This is a genomic window from Corallococcus llansteffanensis (genome assembly GCF_003612055.1).
GTDB lineage: Bacteria > Myxococcota > Myxococcia > Myxococcales > Myxococcaceae > Corallococcus > Corallococcus llansteffanensis.
This window is the reverse complement of sequence record NZ_RAWB01000353.1, coordinates 1-10,465: the sequence shown is the minus strand read 5'-3', so window position 1 is coordinate 10,465 and position 10,465 is coordinate 1. Positions and strand designations below refer to the sequence as shown.

Sequence of the window (10,465 nt, the reverse complement as noted above, 5' to 3'; positions counted from 1 at the left end):
AAGGGCGTCCGCGAGGTGGTGACGGGCGCGAGTCCCGTCCGCACGACGGTGGCTCTGGCGAGCGTCGCAAGTCCCGGCACACAGGCGGATGCCTGGGAGAAGTTGCTGACGGACGCGGGGCTGGAGGCGCGGGACGAGCGCCCCCTGGGAGGAGTGCTGACGCCCACACAAGCGGCGCGACTGCTGGGCGTGCTCCTGGGCAAGCCCGTCACGTTGAGCAACTTCCCACCTCGGATGGCGGCGGGCTTCCTGCTGCGCGAGGTGTTGGAGGGAGGAGAAGTTTCACGGGAGGAATTGTTGCGGCGGGTGGAGCGCTTCTCCCGGGAGCAGGTCGCGGTGCTGCGACCCGACGGCTATCTGGCGTGGGCCCTTACCGGGCGCACGCAGCAGAAGGTGGCATCCGTCGAGTGGCAAGACGGCGCCTTCCGGGCGCATGGCTTCGAGCTGGGCCGCTTCTACAGCGGCAAGGGCGGCGTCTTCCGGACCGTGGACGCACGGCTCCAGGCTTCGGACTGGCGGCCCCTGGCCGAGGTGTACGACGACGCGGACGTCATCAGCCGCACCCTGGATGGAGCGGAGGACGCCTTCGTGGAGCTGTACCACGCGCTGGGACAGTTGCTCTCGCACCCCGTGGACAGCATCGCGGGACTGAGCAACCTGCCGACGGGTGTGGCGGCCCTCATCACGTCAGCGCCCGCGTACTGGGAACGCTTCCAGTCCATGACCCGCGGCGAGCAGATCCGTGAGGTGTCGCGACTGACGACGGGGATGCTCGTCACCTGGGGTACGGCCTCGGCCACGACGCGGACACTGAAGGGAATGGTGGTGGGCGCGGAGGCCACGGTGCCGGTGCTCTCGTTGTCGGCGGAGGGTGTGCTGGCGTTGGAGCGCGTCGCGGTGCCAGCAGGACGCGCGGCGGCGGTGTTGAGCGGAGGACCCGGGGCGGCAATCATCCTCCAACGGGCGAACACCGCCTCGAAGGGTGGAGCGCCTTCCCAGGGGCCGGGGCAATGGGGGCCGGCGAAGGAGTCGATGTCCGCGCGAGCACGACGCTACCAGGAGCAGATCACGGGGCACTCGACCGATGATGCGTACTGGGTCGGCGGAGTGGGCAAGAACAGTGGAGGCGTGAAGTTCGATGGGTTCAAGGAAGGCGTGCTACTGGAGGCCAAGGGTCCCGGCTACGCGAACAAGTTTCTCGATACGTTTGATCCGAAATCCTGGTTTGAACCGACAGGCGCCAAGGGGCTCATTGATCAAGCCATGCGACAACGGGACAGCGTTCTGGGCATGGGGAGCGCGATTGAGTGGCACGTCGCCGAGGAAGGAGCAGCCAAGGCCATCCGGAAGCTGCTCCAGGACAACAGGGTGCATGAGATTACGGTCATCCACACCCCGGCACTGTGAGGAGGGAATACCGTGACAGCCAAGGCCAGCCCCAAGACCCCTCCCGAAACCTATTTTGCAGGTGCCTACTGGGGGGCGCGCAAGGAGTCGCCTGAGGAGTGCGCCCGGCGCACGGCGGAGTTCCTTGCCTTGCTGGCGCCAAGCGATCCATTCCTCTCTCAGTGGTACTTGCCCACGCGATCATCCAGGGAATCGCGTGAGTACCCACTGATGCCTCCCGATGTGCCGATGCTTACGGAACAGTTCCAGCTTGGCGTCAACCGCGAGAAGGGAGGCCCTGTCATCGAGAGCCTGGGCTTTGGCTTCTGGTTCGGTAACGGGGGGCGTGATTACGACCGGGCGAGTCTGCGCATCTACAGTGGGGGCTACTCGGAAGCGGGCTCAAACTCCTGCGTGCTGACGCTGCCCACACCCGGTCGCAGTCTGAACGCGGAGCGGGTGATCACTGCTCCCGTGCTGACGGGGGTCGTGCGCAGCATGGCGCTGGCCTGGGATCCCGAATGGGCCGTGGCCATGTCCCACGCGCATCGGGACCTGGAAGATGAGAAGGGCAAGGCGGACATCTGGCTGGGCTGGATGACCTACCTGTCCCGTCAACGGGGCACCGTGCCGCCGCTTCCTGCCCCCGTGCGCATCGAGCCCGTCGAGGACAAGGGCTCGCTGATCATCTTGACCCCTGAGCGCTTCACGGCCGCCAACCCCGAGCACATCGCGCTGGCGCGGCGTGTGCGCGAACTGTTGGCCCGAGCGGGGCTCATGCAGCCTGCCACGCCCTGACCGTCAGGAGGGCCGCGTGATGGGGGGCACCGCCGCGTCGTGCCCCAACTCCAGGGCTGCGGCGCTCTCCGACGGGTCGGGCCGCTTGTCGCGCATCGTGACGAACTCCTCCGCGGTGGTGGGGTGGATGCCCACCGTCGCGTCGAGCTGCTTCTTCGTCACGCCGCACTTCAGCGCCACCGCGAGCCCCTGGATGATTTCGGGCGCGTCCGCGCCCACCATGTGGAAGCCCAGCACGCGTTCGGTGCCTCGCTCCACCACCACCTTCATCATCGCTCGCTCGTCGCGGCCGGACAGCATCGGGCGGCGTGGCGAGCGTCACCGGCACCCCCGCGGGATCGTTGAAGTCGAAGCTGAGAGGTGTCTCGTTCTCGCTCGCGAACCTGGGCGTGACCGACGTCACGAGCGTCAGCAGCGCCACCCGCCTGCGGCTCTCCAGCTCCACGTTGGACCCGAACGTCGTCGGGCTCTACACCGTGCCGTGACGCGGTGACGGCCCTGGGGGACACCACGCATCGCGCCGGGAGGCGACAGCCAACAGTCTGACGCTCCGGTTCTCGCTTTCCTACATGCCCTGGGGTGCGTAGGCGCTCCGGGTTCGGCCGCTGTGCCGGACCCGGGGGCTATGACCTGGTTCTGCTCTCCGCACAGGAGCGCATCCAGGAGGCGCGAGCGATGGGGAGCCGCCGGTGGGTGATGCTGTGCCTGTGGCTCTTGCCAGGAGCGGGAGAGGCCACGGCTTCTCCCGACTCCGAGCCTGCGACACCCGCACCACCGACCCGCCCCTGGTATTCGCTGGCGCGGCTGGAGGCGACGACCCTGGCGGTGCTTCCGCGTGCGGGGACGGGCGCGGATGAAGGCTTCGCCCAGGTCGAGCCCACGCTCATCCTCGATGGTGGCCCGGAGTTGGGCCTCAACCTGGGCGCCCCGGTCCGTCTGCGATTGTGGGGTGGCGCGAAGGGCCTGGGCCGCGTGCGACGCGAGGATTGGGACAGCCCCTCCGACTGGGGGCAGCTCGTGCGCGGCCTCAAGCTGGGCTCGGACTCCGCACCCGTGGGTGTGTGGTTGGGCGCCCTGGAGGATTACAGCCTGTTGTCCGCGCATCTGGTGCGCCGCTACTCCAACCGGCTGAACCCGGACTATCACCCGGCGGGAGGCTTCCTCACCGGCACCGTGGGGGCGCTCTACACGGAAGCCTTCGTCTCGGACGTGCTGGGCGCGCGGTTGATGGGAGCGGAGCTGGCGCTGGATGTCGGACGCCTCTTCGGGCGAGCCCGCGAGCCGGGACGCTACACGCTGGCTTTTTCCGCTGTGCATGACTGGGGGCAGGCCGGAGGGAGCGCGCCACCGCTGACGCTGGCGCACCTGGATGGGACCGCGGTGGTGCTGATGCGTCCAGGCTTCGAGGCGCACCTGCTGGCGGGCTGGGGTGGACGGCCGGGCACAGGTGGCGCATGGGGTGCGGCGGTGGGCGTGGGCGCGGATGCGCTGACACCCACGCTGGAGTTGTCGCTGCGCCTGGAGGTGCGAAGGCAACACGGTGGATTCCGTCAGGGCTTCTTCGGCCCGGACTACGAACTGGCGCGCTTCCAGGCCGCAGGGCCGGAGGGCGTGCCCCTGGCGGAGGCGGCCTTCCCGGACGGCTACTCCGCATCTGGGGAGGCGGAGGTGGGCTGGGACGCGGTCCGCCATGGCGGCCTCTCCAGGCACCTGAAGCTGTCGCTAGGCGCGGAAGCCTTCTCGTGGGGCAGCTTCGACGTGGATGGGCGCGTGGCGGTGCAGCTCTTCGCGCGCTGTCTGGAAGTGGCGTTGAAGGGGCTCGGAGTGGGCATGGGACAGCCCGGAGCGCGCTACCTGGGGTCCGCCGAGGTCCGCTGGCGATTCCTGGGCGGGAAGCTCTACGCGCTGGGCACGGGCGGCACGCTGCTGTTCCCCACGTCGGAAGGGACGCTGCGGCCGGGGGCTTTCGCCTCGGCGGGCCTGGGGATGGACAATGCGCGCTGACGCCCTGCTGCTGGCCGTGGTGCTGCTGGCCACGGGATGCGCCTCCGCGCCGCAGGCTCCTGGGCGTGGCCGCAGCTTGAGCTACGCGCCGAGTGCGGCTCCTGCGCCCGTGCGGGGAGAGGCTCCGAGCGATGGGCACCCGCGCGCCTCGCTCTCCCTCCCGCCCTCCATCTCGGGACCCGAGGTGTCCCAACGGCTGTTGCGTCGCCAGGGGCCACGTGACGATGCGACGGGAGTGGGGCAACGCAGCACGGCTGGAGCCATTGGGGGTGGGGCGCGGAGCGCCGCACTGACGCGTCAAGCAGTCCTCGAAGCCATGGACGAGGTGAAGGGCTCCATGGCCAGCGTCGAAGCCGCGTTCTCCACGCTGGCGGCCCGCCCTCCGGCCCTCGGGGGATGGGGCCTCACCGGCGTCTTCACCCGCTATCTCGACCACGGCTCCCATCAGTTGACGTGGCTCCAAGGGGCACTCGGGAGCGCCACCGCGCTGACAGGAGTGGCTTCGGAAGTGGGCGACTCGAGCATGGAACTGGGCCTCCTGCGCATGACGGGGCCCCGGCTCCAAGCTGCTCAGTTCGGGACCCTTCTGCTGGCCACCTGGGTGGACTTCCTCCACCTCGCTGATGCCGTGCTCCGACACTGCCCGATGTGCAGCGTCGAGAAGCTATTCGCGGACCTTCATCGTGTGCAGGGAATGATGGTGCCTACGCTGACGGACCTCGCTTCATTGGACCCGGAGCGGGTCGAGGCGGCGACAACCGCGATGCCCGAGCTGATGGGGAAGCTGACCCGTGAGTTCGACGCGCTCCAGCGAGAGACCCGCTCGACCCTGAAGCTCGGCGGGCAGGTCATCGCGGCGATGCAGGCGGTGGAGATGCTCACCCTGGTTTCCACGCTGAAGATGTCGCTGCCACGGCTGCCCCCCCTCGGCCCCCGCGACGCTTGGCGTGGGCCTCGTGATGGGTTCGGGGGGAGTGATGGTGGGCTCGCGGATGGTGGTCTCCGCGGAGTGGGTGGAGATGATGCGAAGGCTCGTGCAGGCGGGCGTCATCTCCGTCCCAGCCGCCAGCGCGGCCGTCCTCATCCATGGCGGGCAGGTCATGATGGCCCAGGCGCATCAGGACCTGCCCAAGGGCGTGCGCGACGCGCTGGGGGACAGCCCCGAAGTACGCGGCATGCACGAAACCGGCAGAGCGGGAGCAGGCATGTCTGACGCGCCGAAGCACCACGTCTTCCCGGACGAGCATCGGGCATGGTTCGAGAAACGCGGCTTCACGGGGGACATGGACATCGACCAGTTCTGCGTCCGGTTGGAGCAGGCACACCATGAGGCGATTCACGGCGGGGGGAACTGGAAGCTGGGGCGCATGTGGCCGGGTGAGTGGAACCGGATGATCATGCGCACACTGGGCGACGCCGAGACCAAGGTCGGGCGGATGTTGACGCGGAATGAGGTCCTGGACATCGTCGCGGAGCGCATGAGGTTCTATGCCATCCCGATGAGGTTCACGAAGGGGAGCAGACGATGACTGACGGACGTTCATGGCAGGGCAACTGGAAAGCCCGCCTGTATGAGCGCGTCCGCGAGTGCGGTTACGAGTCGCTCACTGCATTTGCCGAAGCGCGCCCCACAGCCTCGCTGGTGGCGCTGGCAGAGGAACTGGGGCCGGACGACGTCGCTGGAGTACAGGTGTACAACGGACTGGTAGCTGAAGCGGAGCGCGCCCACCGGGTCACGCGCTTGGTGCGCGGGCAGCTCGTGCGCGAACTGTGCGCGCATCTCCCAAACGGCTGGCCGGCCGTGCTGGATGACGCCAACCGTTTCAAGGTCGCCAAAGCACTTGGCTTGTGGTCCGGCATCACTCCTGAAACACACGAAGAGCGTGTAAGGCGGGTCGGAGATGCGCTCCTCGCCAATCCACCGCCGCCCGGTTGGCGACCGCTCGGTCCCGATGACGAACTGCTCCGCACGCTCTTGCCTGACGAGGAAGCCTGACTCCTTGAGCGCCCTCCGCCGACAGCGAGAGCACTGGCACCGTGGGACTGGAAGCGCTCCCGGTACGCGGGATGAGCGTCCCCCGACAACGAAGCACCCCGGCAAGCCGTTGCGATTGCTGGCCTTGTGACTCTCGCAACTCCTGAATCGCGAAGATGAGCGTCAACGCGGCGTGCGGCTCCACTGGTAGCCCAGCGTGGCGCCGGTGCCGATGCAGGTGAACGCGAGGTAGCTGCGCACGAACTCCAGGCGTTCGCTGGAGCCGGCCAGGTGGCGCAGCGCTTCGTGCGCGGCGAGTCCCACCAGCATTCCCGCCGCCGCGCCGCCGAGCGCGCCCAGGTACGCGTGGCCACGCTGTTCGCTGCCTCCGAAGGCGACCTCGCCCAGGCCCCACGTGCCGAGCGCGGCGAGGGGCGGCGTCACCACGAAGGCGGCGCCGAACGCGCCCACCTCCAGCTCCATCCATCGCCCCTGGGGATAGGAAGGGTGGACGAAGAGGAACCTTCCGGGGAGGGAGGCCACCAGGGTGCCGGCGGCGGCCTCGGCGGCGATGGGGCCCAGGCGCGAGTCGTCTCCCACGCGGGTCGCGGCCCACGCGGTGCCCAGGGGCAGCAGCGTGAGCGCCCCGTGCGCGGCCCAGGTGCCACCGGACAGCGGCGCGTCCGTGTCGGGTTCCCCGTGGGGGATGAAGGGCCGCAGGGTCCGTGGCGGCACGGCCGGAGGCGGAGGCTGCGCGTCCAGGAACGGCGCATCCGAGACGGTGGGCTCCAGCGGGGGCGGAGGTTCTTCCGCGGGCGGCGGTTCGGCGACTGGAAGTGGCCCTTCTTGCGGAGGACGGGCCTCCGACGCGAGCACCCCCGGCGCGCCCAGCAGGCCCGCCAGCAGGAGCGCCCGGTCCACCCGGCTCCGTGCCGGCCCCTTGCCCCGTCGCGCCATGCCCGTGTCCGTCCTCCGTGCGCGGGCCGCCTCCACCCGTCGCTCCCAGCAGTGCGCATGCGGCGCGCCCGAAACCACCCGCCCCGTGAGACACCGGAGTGAATCGTCCAGCGGTGGACGGAGCCCGGGGCCCTTCCCGCGCTTCCTTCATTCCCCTGCACGCGGTGGATGCACGGGGAGGAGGGCCGCCCTAGCTTCGGGGCCTTGCGGCTGGCCTGGCTCATCCTGTGTGCCCTGCTCATGGCGGGGTGCCCGTACCCGAACCACCGACACGACCTGCGTCTGCGCTCGCTGCCGGAGGACCCCGTGGCGCGCGACGTCGCCATCACCCAGACGCTCGGGGTGCCGCTGGAGTCGGGCAACGGCGTGGAGCTGGTGCTGAACGGGCGGGTCTTCGACGTCATCGAGGAGGAGATCCGCGCCGCCCGCTCCAGCATCCACATCGCCAGCTACATCTGGCGTCCGGGCATCCCGTCGGACCGGCTGCTCATCGCGCTGCGCGAGCGCAGGCCCGGCGTGCAGTGCCGCGTGCTGGTGGATCCGCTGGGCAGCGTGAACTTCGAGGTCGTGGCCCCCGTGCTGACGGACGCCGGCTGCGAGGTGCGCATCTACCGTCCGATGCAGGGCACGGTGACGGCCCTGGACGCGAGCCGCATCCGCGCGCGCATGCACCGCAAGATGGTGATCCGCGACGGCGAGGTGGGGCTGACCGGCGGCTTCGGCATCTGGCGCAGCTGGCTGGGCAACGGCGACGCGCCGGAGACCTGGCGCGACACCAACGTGCGCGTGCGCGGGCCCGCGGTGCGCGGCATGCAGCAGGCGTTCGCGGAGAACTGGCAGGAGGCCGGCGGGGCCTTCCTGCCACCGGAGTCCTTCCCGGACCTCGTCCCGGCGGGCGACGCGCGCGGGTGCTTCGTCGCCAGCACCGGCCACCGCTTCCTGTCGGAGGCGTCCAAGATGTGGCTGCTGTCCATCGCGTCCGCGAAGCACCGGCTGTGGATCGCCAACTCGTACTTCCTGCCGTCCGAAGCCATCAGCGACATGCTCATCGAGAAGGCGCGCCAGGGCGTGGACGTGCGGGTGCTGGTGCCGGGCCGCCACCACGACGTGGGGCCCGTGTTCGCCGCGCAGCGCGCGTCCTACGCGCGGCTGCTGGAGGGCGGCGTGCGCATCTGGGAGTACGAGGTGTCGATGATGCACTCCAAGACGCTGCTCGCGGACGACCTGCTGAGCATCGTGGGCTCCACCAACCTGGATCCGCTCGCGCTCAATCACACCGATGAGGGCTCGCTGATGGTGGAGGATGCGGCGCTGGCGAAGGCGCTGGAGGTCTCCTTCGAACAGGACTTCACCCACTCCGTGGAGATCCACTGGCAGGGCTGGAAGCGCCGCGGCCTGCTTCAGAAGCTGGGCGAGCAGCTCCCGTGGTTCATCGGCGATTTCCTCTAAACCAGGGGGCGCGCGCCAGACGTGGGAGCAAGCCGCCGGCTGGCTCCTGTGACCCACCCACTCCGTCTGGGAATGGCGCCAACCCCCCAAGACACGGGCCCTGGAGCGCTGGTCGGCCTGGACGAGGGGCCGTCAGGGGGGGCCCGACGTGGGTCGCCATTCACTGTCGGTGCGCATTCATTTCGCATGTTGGCGATTCGACTGTTCGGCCTCGCGGTGCTGTCACTGTCCATGGCCTGGCCGGTGTTCGCGGCCGGGCCCGCGGTGTGGGGGGAGGGGCTGATGGTGAAGGTCCGGCCCGACGACACCGCTCCCGGGAGCGTCACCGAGGTGCGCCTCACCGCCGCGCGCAACGAGTTCGTCTCCTTCCAGGTGGCGCTGCACGGTGGTGACCTGGGCCTCCAGGGCGTGCGCGCCCGGCTGCCCGCGCTGGAGGGCCCCGCGACGCTGACGGGGCCGGACGTGACGCTGTACCGCGAGGCGCTCGTCACCACGAAGACGGCCTCGGTGGAGGGAGAGCCGGTGGGCCGGTGGCCGGACGGACTGGTGCCCGACACGGACGAGGTCGCCCAGGAGCCGCGCAATGCCTTCCCGTTCGACGTGCCCGCGGGCGAGGCGCGCGCCCTCTGGGTGGACGTGCACGTGCCCCGGGACGCGCCGCCCGGCGACTACACGGGCACGGTGACGGTGGAGGCGGCCGGAGGCTTCCAGCGGCAGGTGACCGCGAGGCTGACCGTGGTGGACGCGGTGATGCCGAGCACGTCCTCGCTGGCCACGGCGTTCCTGCTGACGCCGTCGCAGGTGTGCCGCGCGCACACGGGCCGGGAGGACTGCTCCACGCAGGAACTGCAGCCGTTGCTCGCGCGCTACCAGCAGCTGGCGCTGGAGCACCGCCTCACGCTGCCCAACCTCGTCCCGCGCAGGCCGTGGCACCCCTCGTGGAACGACTTCGACGCGACGTTTGGCCCGTACCTGGACGGCACCGCGCCCACGCGGCTGCCCGGCGCGCGGATGACGAGCATGGAATACGACGGCCCGCTCACCCCTGATGAGCTGCGGGGCTTCACCGAGCACATGCGGGAGCGGGGCTGGCTGGGCCAGGCCTATGTGCAGATTGGCGACGAGCCGCCCTACGGGTCGAGCTTCGCGGAGGTGCAAGCCACGGGGGCGCTGGTGCGGCAGGCCGCGCCCGAGCTTCGCACGATGCTGACGACGAACTCGCTCCAGCTGAAGCTCAACGCCCTGGAGCCCCTGGTGGACGTCGTGGTGCCGCTGGTGAACCACCTGGACGGCACGGAGCCGGGCTTCGTGGGAGACCAGAGCGCGACGTACACGCACTTCCTCTCACGTCCCGGAACGGAGTTGTGGACGTATCAGAGTTGCATGAGCCACGGCTGTGCGCCTGGGACCCATGCGCCGGAGAACCTGCCGGGGGCGGGCTGGCCGTCGTACATGCTGGACCGCTCGGCGGCGAAGGTGCGCTCGATGGAGTGGGTGACGTTCCTCCAGGGCGGGAAGGGGGAGCTGTACTACGAGACGGTGCTCATGCTCCCCACGGCGTGGTCGGACCAGTACCGCTTCAACGGCAACGGGGACGGGACGCTGTTCTACCCGGGCACACCGGCCGCGATTGGCGGGACGACGCACGTGCCGGTGGCGTCCCTGCGCCTGAAGCTCATCCGCCAGGGCATGCAGGACTACGAGTGGCTCAAGGCGGTGGGCGACGCGGGCGACCCGGACTTCGCGCGCAAGGTGGCGCGGGAGCTGATTCCTTCCGCGTCGCGCGTGCCGGACGACGGCGCCGCGTTCGATGCGGCGCGGCTGCGGCTCATCCAGCGCTACCAGGAGCTGACCGAGGGCGACCCGGCGGCCCCGAAGATGGGCACGCCTCCTGAG

General features: G+C 69.9%; 9 protein-coding genes and 1 pseudogene. 8 read left to right on the top strand and 2 right to left on the bottom strand.

Features of this window, described 5'->3' with window-relative positions:
- On the top strand, positions 1-1,407 hold a 1,407-nt coding region (locus D7V93_RS27820), incomplete at its 5' end, for a Tox-REase-5 domain-containing protein (protein WP_279636954.1).
- Positions 1,408-1,419: 12 nt separating this feature from the next.
- Positions 1,420-2,184, top strand: a complete 765-nt coding sequence (locus D7V93_RS27815; protein ID WP_120646270.1) for an immunity 52 family protein — start codon at positions 1,420-1,422, stop codon at positions 2,182-2,184.
- A gap of 3 nt (positions 2,185-2,187) precedes the next feature.
- Here D7V93_RS27815 and D7V93_RS27810 read toward each other — a convergent pair.
- A pseudogene (locus D7V93_RS27810) lies at positions 2,188-2,496 on the bottom strand (oxidoreductase dimerization domain-containing protein); the annotation flags it as partial.
- On the opposite strand from D7V93_RS27810, the gene D7V93_RS27805 reads away from it, so the two are divergent.
- The 4 genes from D7V93_RS27805 (at position 2,493) to D7V93_RS27790 (ending at position 6,184) form a co-directional block, all read left to right on the top strand.
- A complete protein-coding gene (locus D7V93_RS27805; RefSeq protein WP_244237549.1) occupies positions 2,493-2,669 on the top strand; it encodes a hypothetical protein in 177 nt (58 codons plus the stop codon). The pseudogene D7V93_RS27810 and the gene D7V93_RS27805 sit on opposite strands and share 4 nt — an antisense overlap.
- 190 nt (positions 2,670-2,859) lie before the next feature.
- A complete protein-coding gene (locus D7V93_RS27800; RefSeq protein ID WP_120646269.1) occupies positions 2,860-4,188 on the top strand; it encodes a hypothetical protein in 1,329 nt (442 codons plus the stop codon).
- A 959-nt stretch (positions 4,189-5,147) separates the two neighbouring features.
- The gene (locus D7V93_RS47620) at positions 5,148-5,717 is read left to right on the top strand and encodes a DUF2380 domain-containing protein (protein ID WP_341870969.1); all 570 of its coding nucleotides are present in this window, start codon (positions 5,148-5,150) and stop codon (positions 5,715-5,717) included.
- The gene (locus D7V93_RS27790; RefSeq protein ID WP_120646268.1) at positions 5,714-6,184 is read left to right on the top strand and encodes an NUDIX hydrolase; all 471 of its coding nucleotides are present in this window, start codon (positions 5,714-5,716) and stop codon (positions 6,182-6,184) included. The genes D7V93_RS47620 and D7V93_RS27790 overlap by 4 nt, the downstream gene beginning before the upstream one ends.
- A gap of 162 nt (positions 6,185-6,346) precedes the next feature.
- On the opposite strand, the gene D7V93_RS27785 is transcribed toward D7V93_RS27790, so the two are convergent.
- Positions 6,347-7,120: a hypothetical protein gene (locus tag D7V93_RS27785; RefSeq protein ID WP_120646267.1), complete on the bottom strand. Its 774-nt coding sequence runs from the start codon at positions 7,118-7,120 to the stop codon at positions 6,347-6,349.
- 204 nt (positions 7,121-7,324) lie between these two features.
- Here D7V93_RS27785 and D7V93_RS27780 point away from each other — a divergent pair, with 204 nt between their 5' ends.
- Both D7V93_RS27780 and D7V93_RS27775 read left to right on the top strand, forming a co-directional pair.
- Positions 7,325-8,569 carry a phospholipase D-like domain-containing protein gene (locus D7V93_RS27780; RefSeq protein ID WP_120646266.1) on the top strand — a complete coding sequence of 415 codons (1,245 nt, stop codon included), beginning with the start codon at positions 7,325-7,327 and terminating at the stop codon, positions 8,567-8,569.
- 186 nt (positions 8,570-8,755) lie between these two features.
- Positions 8,756-10,465 (top strand): DUF4091 domain-containing protein (locus D7V93_RS27775; protein ID WP_120646265.1); only part of this gene is annotated, 1,710 nt, incomplete at its 3' end.

What these genes read in the sequence shown, in the direction of transcription:
- D7V93_RS27800 (WP_120646269.1), top strand. Translation starts at nt 2,860, where the DNA reads ATGGGGAGCCGCCGGTGGGTGATGCTGTGCCTGTGGCTCTTGCCAGGA.
- D7V93_RS47620 (WP_341870969.1), top strand. Translation starts at nt 5,148, where the DNA reads ATGGGTTCGGGGGGAGTGATGGTGGGCTCGCGGATGGTGGTCTCCGCG.
- D7V93_RS27790 (WP_120646268.1), top strand. Translation starts at nt 5,714, where the DNA reads ATGACTGACGGACGTTCATGGCAGGGCAACTGGAAAGCCCGCCTGTAT.
- D7V93_RS27785 (WP_120646267.1), bottom strand. Translation starts at nt 7,120, where the DNA reads ATGGCGCGACGGGGCAAGGGGCCGGCACGGAGCCGGGTGGACCGGGCG.